Genomic DNA, 20647 nt, shown 5'->3' with positions numbered 1-20647 from the left:
CACGAGGAGGAATCATCATGGCAAAAGAGATCAAAACCATCGGAGTACTGACAAGCGGCGGAGACGCGCCGGGAATGAATGCGGCTGTGCGGGCCGTGGTACGGAAGGCTTTGGTAAACGGCAAGCAGGTAAAGGGAATTCTGAAGGGCTATACGGGACTTCTGGATGAAGAGATTATCGATCTGTCTGCAAATGATGTGTCCAATACCATCGAGCGGGGCGGCACCATGCTGTTCACCTCCCGCTGCAAGGAATTCATGACCGAGGAAGGACAGAAGAGGGGCGCGGAGATCTGCAGAAAGCACGGTATTGACGGTATCGTGGTCATCGGCGGAGACGGTTCCTTCCGGGGAGCCCAGAAGCTGGCGGCCCTGGGTATCAATACCATCGGAGTGCCGGGAACCATCGACCTGGATATCTCCTGTACCGAGTACACCATCGGCTTTGACACTGCTGTAAATACGGCTATGGAAGCCATTGATAAGGTGCGTGATACATCCACCTCCCATGAGCGCTGCAGTATCATCGAGGTCATGGGCCGGAACGCAGGATACATTGCCCTGTGGTGTGGTATCGCCAATGGAGCGGAGGACATTCTGCTTCCGGAGAACTACGACTACGATGAGCAGAAGATCATTAACAATATCATTGCCAACCGAAAGCGGGGCAAGAAGCATCATATCATCGTAAATGCCGAGGGCGTGGGACATTCCACCAGTATGGCCCGACGGATTGAGGCAGCCACCGGCATTGAGACCAGGGCCACCATTCTGGGCCACATGCAGCGAGGCGGAAGTCCTACCTGCAAGGATCGTGTATACGCATCCATGATGGGAGCCATGGCGGCAGACCTGCTCTGCGACGGCAAGACTAACCGGGTAGTGGGATACCAGCACGGCCGGTTCCAGGATTTCGATATCGACGAGGCCCTTGCCATGGTAAAGGGTATCGACCCGTATCAGTATCAGGTGGCGAAGGATCTGTCCAAGCACTGTTAGGAGTTTACAGGATATGATTACAAGTACGGCGAACCAGCAGGTAAAACTGCTGGTTCAGTTGAATAAAAAGAGAAAGCTCCGGGACGAGCGGGGCGTCTTTGTGGTGGAAGGGCCGAAAATGTTTTGGGAGGCGCCGAAAGAGCGCATTGAAAAGGCATATTTTTCGGAGACTTTCTTTGAGAAACATAAGGAGATGCTGACAAAGCAGATTCAGGCAGAGGGACTGGAGTATGAGATAATACAGGATCACATCTTCAAGGCAGCCAGCGATACCCAGACGCCCCAGGGCGTACTCTGCATCGTGCGGCAGCAGGCCAGCGACCTTTCAGAGCTTCTGAAGAGGGAAAAACCGTTGCTGCTGCTCCTGGAAAATCTGCAGGATCCAGGGAATCTGGGAACGATCTTAAGAACCGCGGAGGGCGCGGGAGTCACCGGTGTCATCTTAAGTAAGGGCTGCGTGGATCTCTATAATCCCAAGACCATCCGTTCTACCATGGGTTCCGTGTACCGGGTTCCGACCCTGTATACAGAGAACCTCTGTGAGACGGTGGAGCTTCTGAAAGCCCATGGAATCCGTTCCTATGCGGCCCACCTGAAGGGTGTGAATTTCTACGATCAGGAGAATTACCGGGACGGTACGGCCTTCCTCATCGGAAATGAGGGCAACGGCCTGACTGATGAGCTGACGGAACAGGCGGACACGCTGATCCGGATTCCTATGGAAGGGAAGCTTGAGTCCCTGAACGCGGGCGTGGCTTCGGCTATTCTGATGTATGAGGCATATCGACAGAGACGATAGAAGAGTCTAAAAAGAGACGAGTTCTGCGGAACCCGTCTCCTACTGTTTTATAATCTAATTATGAGGCCTGAATATTGGATAAAGCTGATTTCAGGGTTGTATACTTCTTCTCCGGCACAGGAAGTATGGTTCCGTCTGTGAGCTCCAGCTCAAAGCGGCGGATCCGGGTGATGTAACTCAGATTTACCACATAGCTCTGATGGCAGCGCAGAAAGTGGTCCGGCAGCCGTTTTTCGATATCAGAAAGGGCGTCTGTGACCTCGATATTGCGCTCCAGCGTATGGAGAATCGTGTGATGGGAGTGGGTCTCCGCGTAAAGAAGATTGGACGGCCGCAGATAAACCAGGGAGTGGTCAGCGCAGTGAAAGGACATCCTGAGAGAACGTTGTTCTCCTGCCAGGATCATGGTGGGGAAAGTCTCCTGGAAATGTATGGGGTAGATGGTATCCCGGTCATCATAGGCGATACTGTTGGAAATATAACAGATCCGGATACGGGGGGCGTTATTTTCCATGCACCAGGTAAATTGGACCCGCTGATGGACCTGGTTGGAGCTTCCGTCGGGCCAGATGGTGTCCACCCGGAAAAAGACCATGATTTCGCAGACCTGACGGCTTCCTACGGTCAGCGGAAGAATGGTCAGATCGTGGAGACAAAACCGAAGCTCATGATTTTCCTGGGCAAAGGCTTCCAGAATGGCTTTTCTGGTGCGGAGTATCTGCTTCTGGGCAGGGCCGATCCAGAGGGCGTCCTCATGAAAGGCTTCCAGGAAGGGCGTAATGTTGTTCTGATAGTATTCTGTGATGATATAGGCGGTATGTTCGGCCACCTTGGATATATTCATGAAAGGCCTCCTTGCGGCAAATTTGATACAAGTGATATTTTCCGAAAAACAAGTGATATAAGATTATTATATTGTATTTTTCACCAAGAGACAATATATTAATGAATAACACTTGATGAGAGCGGTGCTCTTATATTCTCCGAAAGACGGCTGTCCCGCGCAGGGGCAGCCGTCTTTCGTTTGCGCGCCATGGGTGCGCTCCAACGGGTGGAAAGTCCCGGAGTTACCAGTTTATGTTTCGCTTTTTCAGGCGCAGATATACGTACTCCCGGAAAAGGGTGTACAAAACGGAGGTCAGTGGGATAAAGACAAGCATTCCTGCGATTCCCATCAGATTTCCGCCAATTGTCACAGCCGCAAGCACCCAGATGGAGGGCAGCCCGACAGAGCTGCCGACCACATGAGGATAAATCAGATTTCCCTCCAACTGTTGAAGGATCAGAAATACAAGAATAAACAAAACAGCCTGCCTGGGACTTACCATGAAAATGAGAAAGGCTGCCGTTGCACAGCCTATGAATGCGCCGAAAATGGGAATCAAAGCGGTAAACGCAATCAGGATTCCGATTAAAAGCGCATAGGGCATTTTTAAAATAATTAAGGTAAGAAGAAACATACTTCCGAGAATCACTGCTTCCAGACACTGTCCGGTAAGAAAATTTGCAAAAGTCCGATAAGTCAGGGAACAGATTCGAAGGGAAGCCTCGGCTTTTTCTTTTGGGAGAAAGGCAAAAAAGACTTTCCTTACCTGGATACGCAATTTTTCTTTCTGAAACAGAATATAACAGGCAAAAGAAAACGCGATAAAAAAGGTCGTGATACCGTTGACGATGGAGCCGACAGCCAGTATGGTTGTGTTCATCACATTTCCGGTTCCTTTTCCCAGAAGGCCCATTCCCCATTTGACAGCCTGGTCCGGGTCAAACCGGATCTGGTTTACCAGCTGCATGATTTCCTGGTTATTGTGTGAAAATTCCAGGATCCAGGCTTGCATCTGAGGAATAAAAGCAGTGATGTTTGTGATTAGAGTTCCGATGGTCCTGGTAAGCTGGGGAATGACTCCAAACATCACGAGGATAAGGAGGCCGACGATCCCGATAAGGGTGAGAAGCAGGCTTATGGGCCGCGCGAATTTTTCGGCGGTCTTCGTTCCTTTTTCCTTTGCTTTTCCAAAGAGCTTCTTTTCTAAGAAGCTCATGGGGACATTGATGACAAAGGCGATGGCGCCTCCCAGCGCAAAGGGAGACAGGATATCCCAGATGGTTTTTATTACATCGATCACGATATCGAATTTCCACAGCGCAATGACAAGGAATGCGGTAAATACGATGAGTTCGCGAATTTTTTTCATGGATAAGTTATTTAGATCCATTGTTTTCTCCATTCTTTTTTGATATCGTGCGGATCCATTTCAGCGCCTGAATGAGCAGAAGACTGGTAACTGCATACAGGTACACCTGGCCAAGCTGTACCAGATTCAGGGATTCCACCTTAAACAGCAGATGAAGGCCGGGAAGGGTCAGTACGGCTGTTATAAGCACTGCGCCCAGGGCAAAGGCCCCCAGCAGCCATGTATTGTGAAAGAAGCGGCTGGTAAAGAGAACCGGGTGATCGGATTTGCAGTTAAAGCCGTGGAACAGGCGCGACAGGCAAAGGGTTCCGAATGCGTATGTGCTTCCAAGCAGCGCGCCGTTCTGATGATATCCGGACAGAAATCCCACCATCGTCATGATACCGATGATCAAGCCCTCCAGGCCGATTTTGCTGAGAAAATCTTTTGTCAGAATCGATTCACCCGCAGCGCGCGGCTTTTCATTCATGACCTCGCTGCTATGGGGCTCTACGCCCAGGGCAATCGCCGGAAGGCTGTCTGTCAGAAGATTGATAAACAGCAGATGTACCGGTGCAAACGGAACCGGAAAGCCTGCTATCGACGCGCAAAGAACCGTCAGGATTGCTCCGAAGTTTCCGGATAACAGAAACTGGATTGCGTACTTAATATTCCGATAGACGTTACGGCCATTTTCCACCGCCTTTACAATCGTTGCGAAGTTATCATCGGTAAGCACCATCGCAGCGGCATCCTTGGCAACCTCTGTTCCGGTGATTCCCATAGCAACGCCAATGTCTGCCTGCTTCAGCGCGGGGGCGTCATTGACGCCGTCGCCGGTCATTGCGACAATCATACCTCTTTCCTGCCATGCGCGGACAATACGGATCTTATGCTCCGGGGATACTCTTGCGTACACCGAAATATTCGGAACCAGCGCTTTTAGCTCCTCATCGCTTAAATGTTCAATGTCCGCTCCCTCGCAGGCTTCAGATAAGTCCTGTAAAATGCCGATTCTTTTCGCGATTGCCGCCGCTGTTATCTTATGATCCCCGGTAATCATAACCGGCCGGATTCCGGCTCTGATACATTCGGCAACCGCTGCCTTCGATTCTTCTCTTGGCGGATCCATCATAGCGATGAGACCCAGGAAGATCAGATGATTTTCATCTTCGGCAGTTAAGAGATGTTCTTCCGGAAGGGGCCGGTAGGTAAAGGCAAGCACGCGGAGTCCTTCCATGGAAAATTCCTGATTCTGTTTTTGGATTTTCTCTTTATCGTCCGCTGTCATGTCCCGGACGCCCGCTTTGGTCCAGATTTGTTCCGTCCGTTCAAGGAGACAGTCTACCGCGCCTTTTACAATCAGTCGGTTCTCACCGTCTATCTTATGAAGGGTTGACATCATTTTACGCTCACTGTCAAAGGGAAGCTCTCCGTTCCTGGGATAGGTGCTTCTTACTTCCGCGGCATGAATTCCGCAGCGGCTTCCCAGATTAATCAGAGCGGTCTCTGTGGGATCTCCGATTTCGACTCCGTTTTCATTGGTTGAATCATTGCATAAAATACTGCAGTCCAGAAGATATCGCTGCGCCGGATCCATTGTATCAATGGCAGATGCGGGAACCCGTTTTTCATCTATATAATAATCCTCTACGGTCATCTTGTTTTGGGTAAGCGTTCCTGTTTTATCTGAACAGATAATGGAGACACTTCCAAGACCTTCCACCGCCTGAAGCTTGCGAATGATAGCGTGTTCCTTCGCCATTTTCTGCGTTCCAAAGGAAAGAACTATGGTGACGATGGAGCTTAAGGCCTCCGGAATTGCAGCGACCGCAAGCGCTACGGCAAACAGAAAGGCGTTGCCGGGTTGTTCACCCCGGAACACGCTGAGGGCAAATAAGATTCCGCAGAAAAGCAGAATTAAGATGGAAAGCTTCTTTCCGAAGGCCTCCAGATTTACCTGGAGAGGCGTCTGCTTTTCAGAAGTGGATTTCAAAAGTCCGGCAATCTTCCCGACCTCGGTCTGCATTCCGATGGCAGTCACAACTGCCCTGCCGCGGCCATAGGTCACAAAGCTTCCGGAGAACAGCATATTGGTTCGATCGCCAAGGGAAACCTCTGCGGAAAGAGTATCCAGGCTTTTTTCTACAGCGAGGCTTTCTCCGGTGAGAGCGCTTTCGTCAATCTTCAGACTGGCGTTCTCGATTAATCTTCCGTCTGCCGGAATCATATCGCCTGCCTCAAGCAGGATGATATCCCCGATGACCAGCTCCCTTGCCGGAAGCTGAACGACTGTGCTGTCGCGCAATACTTTGGCTTCCGGGCCGGCAAGCGTCTTCAGACTTTGCAGGGATTGTTCTGCCTTTATGGTCTGAACAGTTCCTAAAATTGCGTTAATTGTGATAACGATCAGGATAACGAGCGCGCTTTCCATGTCTCCGAGCACACCGGATATGATTGCCGACGCAATCAGGATAAGCACCAGAAAATCCCGATACTGTTCAAAGAAAATCTGTGGGATGCTTTTCTTTTTTCCTTCCGCAAGTTCATTCCAGCCGCAGGCTTCTCTGGCTCTTTTTACTTCTTCGCCGGTAAGTCCGGATTCTCTGCTGTTCACATGTTTCAGAACCTCTTCCGGCGTTTGCTGATAAATTTGTTTCATATGATTTTCTCCTTTTTCCTAAGTATTGCCAACAGGAATTTTTGTATAAAAAAAGAGACCTTTATTGCACAATAAATATGCAATAAAAGTCTCACTGTTTTCTTGTGACACCGGATGCTTTCACCGTATTGACGACGCCACAAACGCAGATTCGCAAGCGTAAGTTACTCCCTTTTATTTAAGAAAACTATATACCATCGCTGTTGTTTCTGTCAAGATTTTTATTTCATTTTTCGCCAAAGCGCCCGAAAGCCCGGAAAACTTGACAAAAGAGGATTTCTCTGCTACAATACCTGACGTAACAAAAATGTAATATTTGTAATAATAATTGTAACAAGTGACATAAAATATTAAAAAAGTCGCTGGTGCAATTAAGACTTACAGGAGGTTTTTATGAACGCAATCAGCAAAAAGATACCGTTGCTTTTTTCACTGGTATGCGTCTGGGTTCTGGCCTGCGGCTTTGAGAATCTGGATGTGGATACATCTGCCGGTATCGAGTCCGTTATGGAGGACCTGACAAGCGAAGATTTTGAGGCACTGAAGATAGAGACTGAGTGGGAAGACAGAGTTCTCGCCAACGTGGAAGACTACGTGACTGTGCGCCAGGAGCCCAATGCGGATTCCAAGGCCGTCGGCCGGATGTTTAAGGGAGACGGGGGAGAGGTGCTGGAGCACACAGAGGACGGATGGACCTTGGTAAAGTCCGGAAATGTAGAGGGTTATGTGAATGATGATTACCTCTTCTTTGGCCGGGACGCATATGAAGCATCCCAGGAAGCAGCGTCTCTGATCGCCACATCCCTGACCGGGGGCCTGCGGATCCGTTTCGAGGCCAGTACTGAGGCAAAAATTCTGAAGAATGTGGAAGAGGGCGCGAAGCTGGACGTTATCGAGCAGGGTGACGAGTGGGTACAGGTACAGTACGCAGAGGATAAGACAGGCTATGTATCGGCGGAGTTCGTGGATGTGAACTATGAGCTGGGTGAGGCCATGACCATGGAAGAGATCGAGAGGAAAGAGGCAGAGGAGAAGCGGGAGAAGCTGAAACAGCAGCTCACCGCCATGCAGGCAAATGGCGACGAGGTAACGCTTCTGGCAGCTCTGATTCAGGCAGAGGCCGGAAACCAGCCCTATGAAGGCCAGGTGGCCGTAGGCGCGGTGGTCATGAACCGTGTGCGCAGCGGACGTTATGGCAGTATCTTGGCGGCCATCTATGCGCCGGGGCAGTTTGGTGTAGTCAGCAATGGCACCATCGGAAGATATTTAAGTAACCCGAAGGCCAGCTGCAGACAGGCGGCCCAGGAAGCCATCGACGGCTACACTACAGTGGGAAACTTCACTCATTTCAAGAACGCGGCTTCTCCGGTGAGCGGTGATCACATCGTGATCGGAAATCATGTATTTTATTAATGGAACACATAGAAGTCGGAGAAAACAGAAGGAGCGGACGCGCAGGCGGCCGCTCCTTTTTATGGAATGATGTCGCTAAAGCGACCCGCCGCAGGCGGAGAATCCTGCAGAGCAGGATTCTATTTTACATCGGTGTGCAACACAGCTACAAAACGTAATAGAAAGTTTACTTGTAATTCCCTGAAAACTATAGTATCATTAGCCTAAGATTCATAATATTGCCTGTTCGGTCCGATGGGAGGGCATGGAAAGCTGTCCGGCGGAGCGAAAGAGCAGGCGCGAAAGGAGAGTGTAAGGCGTATGAGCGCCATGTATTGGCTGATATTGATCATCGTGCTGGTGGTGATAGAGATTATTACCCTGGGTCTGACGACGATCTGGTTTGCGGGCGGCGCGCTGATGGCATTTATACTTTCAATGCTGCATGTTTCGCCTGTACTGCAGTGGGCAGCGTTCTGCGCGGGATCACTGATTCTGCTGTTCGCCACCCGTCCCTGGGCGCTGCGGTATTTCAGCAGCCAGAAACGGGAGAAGACGAATGTGGACAGTCTGATTGGGAAAACAGCGGTGGTTACCGCTGACATTCACAATCTGGAAGGACGCGGACAGGTCTTTGTGAACGGCCTCACCTGGACGGCCCGGGCTGAACGGGAAGAAGAGACGATTCCGAAGGACACCCAGGTGGAGATCGTCAGGGTAGAAGGCGTGAAACTGATTGTGAAGAAGAAAGAGGAGGGCTGATTATGCCGGCTATTTTTGGAACTGTATTAGTACTGATACTGGTTATTTTTATCTTAATGGTGATTGCTTCCTGTATTAAGATCGTACCGCAGGCGCAGGCACTGGTTATCGAGCGCCTGGGCGCGTATATGGGAACCTGGGGCGTAGGTATTCATTTCAAGGCACCCTTTATCGATCGGGTGGCAAAGCGTGTGACCTTAAAGGAACAGGTGGTAGACTTCGCTCCCCAGCCCGTTATTACCAAGGATAACGTAACCATGAGAATCGACACCGTCGTATTTTTCCAGATTACCGATCCAAAGCTGTTCGCTTACGGTGTGGAGAATCCGATCATGGCGATCGAGAACCTGACAGCCACCACCCTTCGTAATATCATCGGAGACCTGGAGCTGGATCAGACCCTGACCTCCCGCGAGGTCATCAATACCAAGATGCGCGCGTCTCTGGATATCGCCACCGATCCCTGGGGCATCAAGGTAAACCGTGTGGAGCTGAAGAACATCATTCCTCCGGCGGCTATCCAGGATGCCATGGAGAAGCAGATGAAAGCAGAGCGTGAGCGCCGTGAGGCTATCCTTCGTGCGGAAGGTGAGAAAAAGTCCACCATTCTGGTGGCAGAAGGACAGAAGGAATCCGCAATTCTGGACGCGGAGGCGGAGAAACAGGCTGCCATCCTTCGGGCAGAGGCGAAGAAGGAAGCGACCATCCGCGAGGCAGAAGGTCAGGCACAGGCGATTCTGAAGGTGCAGCAGGCAAATGCAGACGGTCTGAAGATGCTGAAGGAGGCATCCGCGGACAGCGCGGTTCTGCAGCTGAAGAGCCTGGAGGCATTTGCCAAGGCGGCAGACGGACAGGCTACCAAGATCATCATTCCCTCAGACATTCAGGGACTGGCCGGTATGGTAAAGGCTGTTACGGAAGTGGCAAAAGAGAGCTAGGACACACAAAAGAGAAGACAGGGCTGCGGCACAGGGAAGACTTGCGCCCGCAGCCTGTTTCTGTTATGGCGGAAAGAACCGGAAGGAGGCTGAAAAAGTATGAAACCGGTGATTGATACCACAAAGGAATACGGACTGGTGCTGGAGGGCGGAGGAGCCAAGGGAGCCTGGCAGATCGGAGCCTGGAAGGCACTGAAGGAAGCGGGCGTGAAGATCCGGGGCGTGGCCGGAACCTCCGTGGGGGCCCTGAACGGAGCACTGATTTGCATGGGGGATCTGGAACGGGCGGAGAACCTCTGGAAGAATATCGAATATTCCCAGGTCATGGACGTGAACGACGAGCGGATGCAGAGCCTGTTTGACAAGGCGCGGATGACGCCGGAGTTTCTGCGGGAGACTCTGAAGGATATCTTCAGAACCCTGGGCGAGGGCGGCATGGATATTACGCCCCTGCGGCATCTGATAGAAGAGAATATCGACGAGGAGGCCATACGGAAGAGTCCGGTGGATTTTTATTCCTGCACCTTTTCCCTGACGGACTGGAAAGAGATGGATGTGGATATGAAGTCCGTACCGGACGGACAGATGAAGGACATGCTTCTGGCAAGCTCCTACCTGCCCGTGTTCAAGAATGAGAAGCTCCATGGCAAGACCTACGTGGACGGTGGCACCACCAATGTACTGCCCATGAACGTACTGCTGGAGCAGGGATATCGGGATCTGATTCTGTTGCGTATCTACGGAGTGGGTATCGAGAAGCGGGTGGAGATTCCCGAGGATGTGACGATTCTGGAGATCGGCCCCAAGGTGAGCCTGGGAAGCGTCTTGCAGTTCGACAGCAAAAAGAGTCGCCGGAATCTGCGGATGGGATATTTCGACACCATGAAGGCCATCTACGGGCTGGAGGGAGAAATATATTATATTGAACAAACCGGGGAGGAGTGCTATTATTTAAACAAATTGGTTCAGGTTAAGCCGGAGCTTCAGCGGGAGCTTCTGGAGCGGGCGCGGGTAGAGTGTCCGGGGGGACAGGAGCTGCGGGCCTATGTGGAGAGATTACTGCCGTTGCTGGCGGAGAAGCTGAAGCTTCCCAGAGAATGGAGCTACCGGGAGCTGTACCTGAAGATGTTGGAGCAGACGGCACGGGCGCTGAAGGTTCCCCGATACTGGATCTGTACGCCGGAATCATTGCTGGCAGAAGCGGAAAAAAGAGCGGAGGAAAAAGGAATGCCGGATTCCATGCCGGAGTACGGTCGCCTGATTTTAAATCGTTAGGCTGAGGAGGACAAAAGAATGAATTTAAAAGGACGGGATTTTCTGACACTGAAGGACTTTACACCGGAGGAGATCGAGTATCTGGTGGAGCTGGCCGCGGATCTGAAGGCCAGAAAGAAAGCAGGCATCGTAGAGAGGAATATGCGCGGGAAAAATGTGGCGCTGATCTTTGAAAAGACAAGCACCCGTACCCGCTGCGCTTTCGAAGTGGCGGCCCACGATATGGGAATGGGAACCACCTATCTGGATCCTTCAGGCTCCCAGATCGGAAAGAAGGAGAGCATCGCCGATACGGCCAGAGTCCTGAGTCGTATGTTTGACGGCATCGAGTACCGGGGGTTCGGTCAGGAGATCGTGGAGGAATTGGCCAAGTATTCCGATGTGCCGGTCTGGAACGGACTGACCAACGAGTATCATCCTACCCAGATGCTGGCGACTCTGTTGACGGTAAAGGAACACCTGGGTCACCTGAAGGGCGTAAAGCTGGTATATATGGGCGATGCCCGCTATAACATGGGTAATTCCCTGATGATCGCCTGTGCGAAGATGGGTATGCACTTCACAGCCTGCGCGCCCAAGAGCTATTTCCCCAACGCGGAACTGGTAGCTTACTGTGAAGGCGTGGCGAAGGAGACAGGCGCGACGATTACGCTCACCGAGGACGTGATGAGCGGAACAAAAGACGCTGACGTGATTTACACGGACGTGTGGGTATCCATGGGAGAGCCCGACGAGGTATGGGAAAGCCGTATCCGCGAGCTGATGCCCTATCAGGTCAATAAAAAGGTCATGGACAATGCGGGGCCCCAGGCTATCTTCACCCACTGTCTGCCGGCATTCCACGATCTGAAGACCAAGATCGGCAAGCAGATTCAGGAGAAGTTCGGTATCACAGAGATGGAGTGTACTGACGAGGTATTCGAGTCCGCCCAGTCCGTAGTATTCGACGAGGCGGAGAACCGTATGCACACCATCAAGGCTGTAATGGCAGCCACACTGGGGGCATAACGCATGAGCATGCGAAAAAAGACGGGCAGGTTGAGCCGGGATCCTTATTATTACTGGAAAATGATCTCCATGGTTCTGGCCTGTGCGGTTCTGATTCTGGCGCTGCTGATTCTCTTTGGAGGAAAGGAAGGGGCGCTGATACCGCTGGTCTTTTTTCTGGGAGCCGTCATGAGTGCGGTGACCGGAATCATGGAGCTGGCAAAGAATAAGAAGATCACAGGCTATCTCTGTTCCGTATTCGCGGGAGTGATGGCGGTGGCCATGATCTTCAATATTATCTGGATGTGGTTTTTATGATAAAGGAAAAGATACTGACGGCTTTGCGGGAACGGGAGGGCTATGTGTCAGGCCAGGAGCTTTGCGAAACCCTGGCCGTATCCCGGACTGCGGTCTGGAAGGCCGTGACAAAGCTGCGGGAAGAAGGATACGAGATAGACAGCGTACAGAATAAGGGGTACAGCCTTCTGGCGTCGCCGGACGCCATGACCGAGGCGGAGATCCGGAGTTGGCTTCACACCCGGGAAATGGGACAGAATCTGGTCTGCTTCGAGGATACGGACTCCACGAATCTTCAGGCCAAGTATCTGGCCGAAGAGGGAGCGCCCCACGGGACGTTGGTATGCGCCGATCAGCAGACGAAGGGCCGGGGCCGCCGGGGCCGGGCCTGGGATTCGCCGCCGGGAGAGGCTATCTATATGAGCCTGATGCTGCGGCCTGCCATCCGGCCGGAGCATGCCTCCATGCTGACACTGGTTATGGGAATGGCGGTGGCCGATGCCTGTAACGAGCTTATGGAAGGAAACATGGCGGGTTTGAAGTGGCCCAATGATCTGGTTATAAACGGGAAAAAGGCGGCCGGAACCCTGACCGAGATGAGTGCGGAGCTGGACTGCATCCATTATGTGGTGATCGGTACCGGGATCAATGTGAATACCCGGGAGTTCCCGGCGGAGCTGAGCCAGGCCATTTCACTGCGACAGGCCGCGGGACACAGTTTCCAGCGGGCAGAGTTGATCGCTCTGTGTATGAAGTATTTTGAAACCTATTACGGGCTTTTTGAACAGACGGAGGATCTGAGCCTGCTAAAGAAGGACTATGATCGTCTGCTGGTGAATACGGGGCGGGAAGTGCGGGTACTGGAGCCGGGGCATGAGTACACGGGGACAGCCCTTGGCATCAACCGCTACGGAGAGCTGCAGGTTCGCTGCGAGGACGGACATGTAGAAGAAATTTATGCCGGAGAGGTGTCGGTGCGGGGAATATACGGTTATGTATAGGATAGAGCGCGGGACGCAGAACCGGCCGGGAGGACACATGAGTCAGGAAAATAAGGTGCTTTGCGGAGCCAATTCCTATGAGGAAAAGTATTTTTTTAATCCGGAATTTGCGGCATTGCCATCGGCCATCAAAGATGAACTGAAGGTAATGTGCGTTCTTTTTGTGACGGAGGTGGGCGGCATTCTCCTGTTGGAGTTTGAGGAGGACGGCTCCCTGTATTTCAGGGTATCCAGTCAGGAAAATGATTTCTTTTTTGATGAGATCGGCAGCGAGCTGCGCATTAAGGAACTGCAGAAGGAAAAGGAAGAGCTGCTGGCTTCCATGGAACTGTTTTACAAGGTATTCTTTTTGAATGGAGAGACAGAACATGCACAATGAACTTTTGAAAATAGGACCCTTTACTGTATATGGCTACGGCCTGATGATCGCCATCGGTATCTTTTCCGCCTACTGTCTGGCGGAGTACCGGGCGCGGAAGCTGGGACTGGAGGATGAGAAGATTTTCGGACTGACCTTTTCAGCGGTCATCGGCGGTATTCTGGGTGGAAAGATTCTGTATTATATTACGGTGCTGCCGCAGATTATAGCGGATCCGTCCCTGCTTTACCGGGATCTGGTGGAGGGCTTTGTGATTTATGGAGCCCTGATCGGAGGCTTTCTGGGAATCGTAGTTTACTGCAGGATCCGGAAAATGAAACTGCTGGCCTATCTGGATCTGGCGCTGCCGTCGGTGGCCCTGGCCCAGGGCTTTGGAAGAATCGGCTGTCTGCTGGCCGGCTGCTGCTATGGCCGGGAGACCAGAGGCGCCTTTGCTATCACATTTCAGAATTCGGCCTATGCGCCCAACGGCGTTCCGCTGATTCCCACTCAGATCATTTCCAGCGGACTGGACTTTCTGCATTTTGCCATTCTGCTCTGGTTTGTGAAAAAGTGGAAGAAGGGCGACGGACAGGTGACGGGTCTGTACTTTATGCTGTACAGCGCGGGCCGCTTTATCCTGGAGTATTTCCGGGGTGACCTGGAGCGGGGCAGTGTAGGCGTGCTGTCCACCTCTCAGTTTATCGCCATCTTTATGTTTCTGTTCGGCGCCGTATTTTTCTTCGGATTCGGAAGAAAACAGGCGAAAGCGGATGAGGTGAAGGATGAGTAAGGAAGAAAAGCGGGCCCAGACCTGTCTGTATTTCGGCGTGCTGCTGGGCCTTATTGCGGCGGACTGGCACTGGTATCTGGGCAGATACGCCGGGGAAAGCGCTGTGGCGCAGCTGCCGTTTACTCCTGTGATTTATGTTTTGTGGCTGGCGGCGGTGGCGCTGTGTCTCGGAGCCAGTGTGGTATTTTTCTGGCGGGCCCGGAAGCAGGAGGCGGCCTATCGGACCAACCGGCGGAAGCCGAAGCGGCGTTAGGAACAGAAACAAAGACAGAAACGATAATAAAGGAAAGAAAGCTATGACATTGAAGATAGGAAGCGTGGAGCTTCCCAATCCGGTCATACTGGCGCCGATGGCAGGGGTAAGTGACCTGCCTTTTCGTCTGCTCTGCAGAGAGCAGGGGGCGGGTCTGGTATGTATGGAAATGGTCAGCGCAAAGGCCATTGCCTACCATAATAAAAATACGGAAAAGCTCATGGAGACCAGAGAGCAGGAGCGGCCGGTATCCCTGCAGCTCTTCGGGTCGGAGCCGGATCTGATGGCGGAGATTGCCGCACAGATCGAAGAACGGCCCTTTGATATCCTGGACATCAACATGGGCTGCCCTGTGCCGAAGATCGTGGGAAACGGCGAGGGGTCGGCGCTCATGAAGAACCCGAGGCTTATCGAGGAGATCATTACGAAGGTATCCCGGGCCATCAAAAAGCCTCTGACTGTGAAGTTCCGGAAGGGCTTCGACGACGACCATGTGAACGCGGTGGAGATCGCGAAGATCGCTGAGGCCAGCGGCGCGGCGGCGGTGGCAATCCATGGCCGGACCCGGGAACAGTATTATTCGGGAAAAGCGGACTGGGAGATCATCCGGCAGGTGAAGGAGGCTGTATCGATCCCCGTCATCGGGAATGGGGACGTGGACAGTCCGGAAAAAGTCAGAGCTTTACTTGACGCGACCGGTTGCGACGGAGTCATGATTGGCCGGGCGGCCAGAGGAAATCCCTGGATTTTTCATCGGGTATCCGAATATCTGAAGACCGGAAAGCTCCCCGACAAGCCATCCAGGGAAGAGATTAAGGCCATGATGCTCCGTCATGCCCGTATGCAGGTGGAACACAAGGGCGATTACACGGGCATCCGGGAAATGCGGAAACACATTTCCTGGTACACCACAGGCCTTCCCGGATCCGCAAAGCTTCGGGGAAGGATCAACAGCGTGGAGAGCCTGGAGGAGATGGAAGCCCTTTTACGGGAGATGTAAAGAAAGCGGTAAGAAAAGTACGGAAAAACCGGTGAAACATTTGACAATAAGGGCGTTAGAGTGTATAATATCGTGGACATTCTGAAAGCGGGGCAGTGTCGCATTCCACCATTTTCCGGAATGTCTGCAGGAATAATTGAGACAGAATAAGATATAATGAAATAGATACCGCCATAGGCGGTCAGGCGCAAAACCAGGAAGGATGTAAAAATGAGCGAGAAGAAAAACTTACTGACTTATGAGGGACTGAAAAAGCTGGAGGACGAGCTCCAGGATCTGAAGGTAGTTCAGAGAAAAGAGATCGCGCAGAAGATCAAAGAGGCAAGAGAACAGGGCGACCTGTCCGAGAACGCCGAGTATGACGCAGCCAAGGACGAGCAGCGTGATATCGAGGCCAGAATCGAGCAGATTGAGAAGATCCTGAAGAACGCAGAGGTGGTCGTAGAGGACGAGGTGGATCTGGACAAGATCAGCGTAGGCTGCGTGGTAAAGGTTCTGGACGTGGAATACGATGAGGAAGAGGAGTTCAAGCTGGTAGGTTCCTCCGAGGCAAACAGCCTGAACGGTAAGATTTCCAACGAGTCTCCGGTAGGAAAGGCACTGATCGGCGCGCGCGTAGGCGACACCATCAAGGTTGAGACTCAGGCAGGAGAGATTGAATACAAGGTACTTGAGATCCAGAGATCCAAGTAATCGACATACGAGAGGAGTACAGGAATGGAAGAACAGAAGAATCAGAACGGACAGGAGCAGGATATCAATCAGCTTTTAAAAGTTCGCCGAGAGAAGCTGGCAGATCTGCAGGAGCGGGGAAAGGATCCGTTCCAGATCACCAAATTTGACGTGACACATCACAGCCAGGAGGTCAAGGACGATTTTGACGCTCTGGAGGGCAAGACCGTAACCATCGCCGGACGTATGATGTCCAAGCGTGTCATGGGTAAGGCTTCCTTCTGCAACGTGCAGGATCTGAAGGGCAATATCCAGTGCTACGTGGCCAGAGACAACGTGGGCGAGGAAGAGTATAAGGATTTCAAGAAATATGATATCGGCGATATCATCGGCATCACCGGCGAAGTGTTCCGCACCAAGACCGGCGAGATCTCTATCCATGCGGCCAATGTGACACTGCTCAGCAAGAGTCTGCAGATTCTTCCGGAGAAGTTCCATGGCCTGACCAATACAGACGTGCGTTATCGCCAGCGTTACACCGATCTGATCATGAACAGCGATGTGAAGGATACCTTTATCAAGCGTTCCAGAATTATCAGCAGCATTCGCCGCTATCTGGACGGGCAGGGCTTCATGGAGGTGGAGACTCCCCTTCTGGTAGCCAATGCAGGCGGCGCGGCAGCGCGTCCCTTTATCACACATTCCAATGCGTTGGACGAGGACTTCAAGCTTCGTATTTCCCTGGAGCTGTACCTGAAGCGTCTGATCGTGGGCGGTTTGGAACGTGTATATGAGATCGGCCGTGTATTCCGTAACGAGGGCTGCGATACCCGCCACAACCCGGAGTTCACTCTGATGGAGCTGTATCAGGCATATACCGATTACCACGGCATGATGGATCTGACCGAGAACCTGTACCGTACCGTGGCTCAGGATGTCCTGGGAACCACAAAGATTGTATACAATGGCATTGAGATGGATCTGGGCAAGCCCTTTGAGCGGATCACCATGGTAGATGCTGTCAAGAAATATTCCGGCGTAGACTGGAACGAGATTCATACCCTGGAGGATGCCCGCGCCGTAGCGAAGGAGCACAACGTGGAGTTCGAAGAGCGCCATAAGAAGGGCGATATCCTGAATCTGTTCTTCGAGGAGTTTGTAGAGGAGCATCTGCTTCAGCCTACCTTCGTCATGGATCACCCCATTGAGATTTCTCCGCTGACCAAGAAGAAGCCGGAGAACCCGGATTATGTAGAGCGTTTTGAGTTCTTCATGAACGGCTGGGAGATGGCGAATGCTTACTCCGAGCTGAATGACCCGATTGATCAGCGGGAGCGTTTCAAGGCCCAGGAGGAGCTGCTGGCACAGGGCGACGACGAGGCGAACACCACAGACGAGGACTTCCTGAACGCCCTGGAAATCGGTATGCCGCCCACAGGCGGAATCGGCTTCGGTATCGACCGTATGTGTATGCTGCTGACAGACTCCGCAGCTATTCGCGACGTACTGCTGTTCCCGACAATGAAGACCCTGGATCCAAAGAAGGCTGAAAACAAAGCCGAAAAAGCAGCGGTAAATGGTTCTGCAGAGGATGCAACCGTGTCCGCGCCAAGCGTACAGATTGATCTTTCCAAGGTGAAAATCGAGCCGTTGTTTGCAGATGATGTAGACTTTGAGACATTCAGCAAGTCTGATTTCAGAGTGGTTAAGATCGAAGCCTGTGAGGCAGTGCCGAAGTCCAAGAAGCTCCTGAAATTCACACTGAATGACGGAACAGACCGGAAACGCACCATTTTAAGCGGTATTCACGAATATTACGAGCCGGAAGAGCTGGTTGGTAAGACCTGTGTGGCAATCACAAACCTGCCGCCGAGAAAGATGATGGGTATTGATTCCGAGGGTATGCTGATTTCCGCAGTGTACGAGTATGACGGACGGGAAGGCTTAAATCTTTTGATGCTGGATGACAGTATTCCGGCAGGAGCAAAGCTGTACTAAAGAGGTCATTTACTACAAAAAATCGTGTTACTACAACTTTTCTACAACTTTTGCGCGAGACCCTACGAAACCAGATGAAGCAATATGAAAGGCGGATCTGCTTATAAATGCAGATTCGCCTTTCTTTTTACATTAGCTTCATGTTCACGCTAATGCTTTTTGCCTTCTCCTGCATATTCTCTTGTGTGATATGGGTGTAGATGTCCATTGTAGTAGAGAAATCGGCATGCCCCATGACTTGCTGAATGAATTTAACATCGTTGGTGCTTTCGCAGAGCCGGGTACAGAAGGTGTGCCGCAAGTTGTGAACACTAAAATGAGGGAGCAGATCCGGCTCACGGTCTTCCAGTTCAGCCTGATCCATTTCTTCCATGTTGTAAGTTACGCTGATTCTCTCAATCGCCCGATTGATATTGTGGGCGCTCATGAATGAGCCGGTTCGGTTGCGGAAAACAAAACCATGAACTCCTCCTAACACCAGTTGATCATCTGGATACAATGCGTCGATGGTTTCAATCTGGAGGCGAAGCTGCTCGGCCACCTCTGGATAGAGGATAGGGATAATTCGTGTACCGCTCTCAGTTTTGGGAGTGGTAATGTGAAATCCGGCTTTTCCGTCAATGACCCGGTAGATTAAGTTGTGGTTGACCGAGATTGTGTTTTCGCTCAAGTTAATATCGCTTTTGGTAATGCCGGTACATTCTGCTACACGCATTCCTGTTCCAAGGAGCACAGTCATGATGGGGAGCCAATGGCTGTATGTAGGGGACTTGGCAATAAAACGCAGGAAATTCTGCTGTTGCGTTTTTGTGAGTGCGATCCGCCGTTTAGGCTTTGGAGCGCTGCCATCCGTCTTGAGCTTGCGGTAAATGCCCTTGCTGGGATTTTTGCGGATGTAATCGTCGTCCACGGCCATTTCAAGCGTAGGGTGAACAATGGTGTTGATGCTCTCCAGTGAGTTGATAGCAAAGCCGTGTTTCAGCAGTTTGGTATAAAACGCGAGAATATCACTTCTGTGGATTTGTGGCAGAGGCATGTTAGCGAAAGGCTCTTCTTTCACATAGAAGTCCCACAGGTAAAGATAATTTGCTCTGGTAGAGGGCTTCAGTTTGATGTTGTTATTCATGTAGACCTTGAACATATCATTCAGGGTAAGCTTCATGGCTTCCTGAGTACGGATGCCATCATCCTTATCTTTGTTGATCTGCTTTTCTTTGACACGAAGACTTGCGAGATCGGAGTCGTAAAGATATTTCTTTTTAGTGCCTAATTTGTAGACATACATATAGCTGCCATCTGCCCGTTGTGTTTCTCCGGGCCGAAGATTTCGTCCTTTGTTGTCTTTTCTCACTTTTGCCATTACTGGTACCTCCTGATTATAAAAGTGTAGTGCGCCTTACTGGCATGGTTATTTAGCCGGAAATATCATAAAGATATTCTTTGATACGCTGGACACTCCATAGGACACGGGTGTTCATGGTAATGCGTGCATTGGCAAGATCCCCAATCTGTACTGCAGTGTGCCTTCCACAGCACAACAGTTTGCAAAGGGTATCGGTATCAACAGCCAAGCACTGCTCCGGCGGTAGGTCATTCGGTTTTCTTTTCTCCATAATCGTCCTCCTTTTTTCGATTACAATGATCCCTTACGATTTGTAGAAGAAGGTTTTCAACAAAAACAATGAAAACGGTCTTGAGGTCAGGAGGTATTGAAATAACAAAAGAACTCTAATGGGGCCATTTCCTACGCCAGAACGGTTCTGCCGTGTATTTCAGGCTGCTGCTGTGCAGCACTTCGATTATGGGCGCGCTTCTGTGGTCATCGCACACTGTCCAGAATTCCTGTATAACTCCCCATAGAGGTTATGAACTTGTCAAGGTACTAAAAGAGCGTAGGGATCATCCGGTATTACCAAATGATCCGATACATCCTATAAATAGGCGGGGAAGAAAGAACTTCTGCAAAGAGGAAAGAAAATTTAAAGAAAATCCAAAAATCAATATATAGAATGTTTGAATTGACAATCACTATATATTGTGTTAGAATTGCAATGTAATTGATTTTTGTGCGTTGCCCGTCAGGGTACACAGGCTTTAGGGCTTGTGTTGCGGAGTAATGACTGCATTGCACACGCTGTTAATTTTGTACTTGTGTCAGTAGTATCACTGCGCCTTTTCAGGCCGGTATATTGCTGGCTTTTTTTATTTTACGGGATTTACCCACCATTGCGAGAATGACATCGGTTCATAGGCAACTATGGACGCCAGGCTTTATGCCGTCTGTCATT

General features: G+C 51.2%; 20 protein-coding genes. 15 read left to right on the top strand and 5 right to left on the bottom strand.

Annotation, left to right across the window (positions count from 1 at the left end; all coding sequences use genetic code 11):
- Positions 1–17: 17 nt before the first annotated feature.
- On the top strand, positions 18–998 hold the full coding sequence (gene pfkA, locus H8S44_RS01125) for a 6-phosphofructokinase (protein ID WP_186872882.1): 981 nt from the start codon (positions 18–20) through the stop codon (positions 996–998).
- Positions 999–1011: 13 nt separating this feature from the next.
- Positions 1012–1797: a TrmH family RNA methyltransferase gene (locus tag H8S44_RS01120; protein ID WP_186872883.1), complete on the top strand. Its 786-nt coding sequence runs from the start codon at positions 1012–1014 to the stop codon at positions 1795–1797.
- A 58-nt stretch (positions 1798–1855) separates the two neighbouring features.
- On the opposite strand, the gene H8S44_RS01115 is transcribed toward H8S44_RS01120, so the two are convergent.
- The 3 genes from H8S44_RS01115 to H8S44_RS01105 form a co-directional block, all read right to left on the bottom strand.
- A complete protein-coding gene (locus H8S44_RS01115) occupies positions 1856–2641 on the bottom strand; it encodes a LytTR family DNA-binding domain-containing protein (protein ID WP_186872884.1) in 786 nt (261 codons plus the stop codon).
- A gap of 223 nt (positions 2642–2864) precedes the next feature.
- Positions 2865–4013 (bottom strand): AI-2E family transporter, encoded by a 1149-nt coding sequence (locus H8S44_RS01110; protein ID WP_186872885.1) that lies wholly within the window; start codon positions 4011–4013, stop codon positions 2865–2867.
- Positions 4000–6633 (bottom strand): cation-translocating P-type ATPase, encoded by a 2634-nt coding sequence (locus H8S44_RS01105; protein WP_186872886.1) that lies wholly within the window; start codon positions 6631–6633, stop codon positions 4000–4002. Before H8S44_RS01105 ends, H8S44_RS01110 begins: the two co-directional genes overlap by 14 nt.
- A 393-nt stretch (positions 6634–7026) precedes the next feature.
- Between H8S44_RS01105 and H8S44_RS01100 the strand changes: the two genes are divergently transcribed.
- The 13 genes from H8S44_RS01100 (at position 7027) to lysS (ending at position 18359) form a co-directional block, all read left to right on the top strand.
- Entirely contained in the window at positions 7027–8046 is a 1020-nt protein-coding gene (locus H8S44_RS01100; RefSeq protein WP_186872887.1) for a cell wall hydrolase, read from the top strand.
- 300 nt (positions 8047–8346) lie between these two features.
- The gene (locus H8S44_RS01095; RefSeq protein ID WP_186872888.1) at positions 8347–8787 is read left to right on the top strand and encodes an NfeD family protein; all 441 of its coding nucleotides are present in this window, start codon (positions 8347–8349) and stop codon (positions 8785–8787) included.
- A gap of 2 nt (positions 8788–8789) precedes the next feature.
- On the top strand, positions 8790–9725 hold the full coding sequence (locus tag H8S44_RS01090; protein WP_186872889.1) for an SPFH domain-containing protein: 936 nt from the start codon (positions 8790–8792) through the stop codon (positions 9723–9725).
- A 99-nt stretch (positions 9726–9824) separates the two neighbouring features.
- Positions 9825–11000, top strand: coding sequence for a patatin-like phospholipase family protein (locus tag H8S44_RS16265; RefSeq protein WP_186872890.1), 1176 nt, complete (start codon positions 9825–9827; stop codon positions 10998–11000).
- Between the two features lie 18 nt (positions 11001–11018).
- Complete coding sequence (argF, locus tag H8S44_RS16260) at positions 11019–12008, top strand: ornithine carbamoyltransferase (protein ID WP_186872891.1); 990 nt, start codon at positions 11019–11021, stop codon at positions 12006–12008.
- Positions 12009–12011: 3 nt separating this feature from the next.
- A complete protein-coding gene (locus H8S44_RS01080) occupies positions 12012–12305 on the top strand; it encodes a hypothetical protein (RefSeq protein WP_186872892.1) in 294 nt (97 codons plus the stop codon).
- Positions 12305–13285 carry a biotin--[acetyl-CoA-carboxylase] ligase gene (locus H8S44_RS01075; protein WP_186873019.1) on the top strand — a complete coding sequence of 327 codons (981 nt, stop codon included), beginning with the start codon at positions 12305–12307 and terminating at the stop codon, positions 13283–13285. The genes H8S44_RS01080 and H8S44_RS01075 overlap by 1 nt, the downstream gene beginning before the upstream one ends.
- Before the next feature lie 37 nt (positions 13286–13322).
- Positions 13323–13664, top strand: a complete 342-nt coding sequence (locus H8S44_RS01070) for a DUF6145 family protein (protein WP_186872893.1) — start codon at positions 13323–13325, stop codon at positions 13662–13664.
- Positions 13654–14436 (top strand): prolipoprotein diacylglyceryl transferase, encoded by a 783-nt coding sequence (locus H8S44_RS01065; protein ID WP_186872894.1) that lies wholly within the window; start codon positions 13654–13656, stop codon positions 14434–14436. Before H8S44_RS01070 ends, H8S44_RS01065 begins: the two co-directional genes overlap by 11 nt.
- Positions 14429–14689 carry a hypothetical protein gene (locus tag H8S44_RS01060; protein ID WP_186872895.1) on the top strand — a complete coding sequence of 87 codons (261 nt, stop codon included), beginning with the start codon at positions 14429–14431 and terminating at the stop codon, positions 14687–14689. Before H8S44_RS01065 ends, H8S44_RS01060 begins: the two co-directional genes overlap by 8 nt.
- 43 nt (positions 14690–14732) lie before the next feature.
- The gene (gene dusB / locus H8S44_RS01055) at positions 14733–15689 is read left to right on the top strand and encodes a tRNA dihydrouridine synthase DusB (RefSeq protein WP_186872896.1); all 957 of its coding nucleotides are present in this window, start codon (positions 14733–14735) and stop codon (positions 15687–15689) included.
- A 210-nt stretch (positions 15690–15899) separates the two neighbouring features.
- Positions 15900–16382 carry a transcription elongation factor GreA gene (gene greA, locus H8S44_RS01050; protein ID WP_158362491.1) on the top strand — a complete coding sequence of 161 codons (483 nt, stop codon included), beginning with the start codon at positions 15900–15902 and terminating at the stop codon, positions 16380–16382.
- Between the two features lie 24 nt (positions 16383–16406).
- A complete protein-coding gene (lysS, locus tag H8S44_RS01045; protein ID WP_186872897.1) occupies positions 16407–18359 on the top strand; it encodes a lysine--tRNA ligase in 1953 nt (650 codons plus the stop codon).
- 127 nt (positions 18360–18486) lie between these two features.
- On the opposite strand, the gene H8S44_RS01040 is transcribed toward lysS, so the two are convergent.
- Both H8S44_RS01040 and H8S44_RS01035 read right to left on the bottom strand, forming a co-directional pair.
- Complete coding sequence (locus H8S44_RS01040; RefSeq protein ID WP_186872898.1) at positions 18487–19719, bottom strand: site-specific integrase; 1233 nt, start codon at positions 19717–19719, stop codon at positions 18487–18489.
- 52 nt (positions 19720–19771) lie between these two features.
- Positions 19772–19972 (bottom strand): hypothetical protein, encoded by a 201-nt coding sequence (locus H8S44_RS01035; RefSeq protein ID WP_003501914.1) that lies wholly within the window; start codon positions 19970–19972, stop codon positions 19772–19774.
- Positions 19973–20647: the final 675 nt, after the last annotated feature.

It is taken from the genome of Anaerosacchariphilus hominis (assembly GCF_014290175.1).
GTDB lineage: Bacteria > Bacillota > Clostridia > Lachnospirales > Lachnospiraceae > Laedolimicola > Laedolimicola hominis.
This window is presented reverse-complemented; position numbering and strand designations above follow the sequence as displayed.

Excerpts from the sequence above, each read along its gene's own strand:
- H8S44_RS01070 (WP_186872893.1), top strand. The coding sequence starts at position 13,323 with ATGAGTCAGGAAAATAAGGTGCTTTGCGGAGCCAATTCCTATGAGGAA.
- pfkA (WP_186872882.1), top strand. The coding sequence starts at position 18 with ATGGCAAAAGAGATCAAAACCATCGGAGTACTGACAAGCGGCGGAGAC.
- lysS (WP_186872897.1), top strand. The coding sequence starts at position 16,407 with ATGGAAGAACAGAAGAATCAGAACGGACAGGAGCAGGATATCAATCAG.
- H8S44_RS01040 (WP_186872898.1), bottom strand. The coding sequence starts at position 19,719 with ATGGCAAAAGTGAGAAAAGACAACAAAGGACGAAATCTTCGGCCCGGA.
- H8S44_RS01090 (WP_186872889.1), top strand. The coding sequence starts at position 8,790 with ATGCCGGCTATTTTTGGAACTGTATTAGTACTGATACTGGTTATTTTT.
- H8S44_RS01120 (WP_186872883.1), top strand. The coding sequence starts at position 1,012 with ATGATTACAAGTACGGCGAACCAGCAGGTAAAACTGCTGGTTCAGTTG.
- greA (WP_158362491.1), top strand. The coding sequence starts at position 15,900 with ATGAGCGAGAAGAAAAACTTACTGACTTATGAGGGACTGAAAAAGCTG.
- H8S44_RS01095 (WP_186872888.1), top strand. The coding sequence starts at position 8,347 with ATGAGCGCCATGTATTGGCTGATATTGATCATCGTGCTGGTGGTGATA.
- H8S44_RS01115 (WP_186872884.1), bottom strand. The coding sequence starts at position 2,641 with ATGAATATATCCAAGGTGGCCGAACATACCGCCTATATCATCACAGAA.
- argF (WP_186872891.1), top strand. The coding sequence starts at position 11,019 with ATGAATTTAAAAGGACGGGATTTTCTGACACTGAAGGACTTTACACCG.
- dusB (WP_186872896.1), top strand. The coding sequence starts at position 14,733 with ATGACATTGAAGATAGGAAGCGTGGAGCTTCCCAATCCGGTCATACTG.
- H8S44_RS01060 (WP_186872895.1), top strand. The coding sequence starts at position 14,429 with ATGAGTAAGGAAGAAAAGCGGGCCCAGACCTGTCTGTATTTCGGCGTG.
- H8S44_RS01110 (WP_186872885.1), bottom strand. The coding sequence starts at position 4,013 with ATGGATCTAAATAACTTATCCATGAAAAAAATTCGCGAACTCATCGTA.
- H8S44_RS01065 (WP_186872894.1), top strand. The coding sequence starts at position 13,654 with ATGCACAATGAACTTTTGAAAATAGGACCCTTTACTGTATATGGCTAC.
- H8S44_RS16265 (WP_186872890.1), top strand. The coding sequence starts at position 9,825 with ATGAAACCGGTGATTGATACCACAAAGGAATACGGACTGGTGCTGGAG.
- H8S44_RS01100 (WP_186872887.1), top strand. The coding sequence starts at position 7,027 with ATGAACGCAATCAGCAAAAAGATACCGTTGCTTTTTTCACTGGTATGC.
- H8S44_RS01105 (WP_186872886.1), bottom strand. The coding sequence starts at position 6,633 with ATGAAACAAATTTATCAGCAAACGCCGGAAGAGGTTCTGAAACATGTG.
- H8S44_RS01035 (WP_003501914.1), bottom strand. The coding sequence starts at position 19,972 with ATGGAGAAAAGAAAACCGAATGACCTACCGCCGGAGCAGTGCTTGGCT.
- H8S44_RS01080 (WP_186872892.1), top strand. The coding sequence starts at position 12,012 with ATGAGCATGCGAAAAAAGACGGGCAGGTTGAGCCGGGATCCTTATTAT.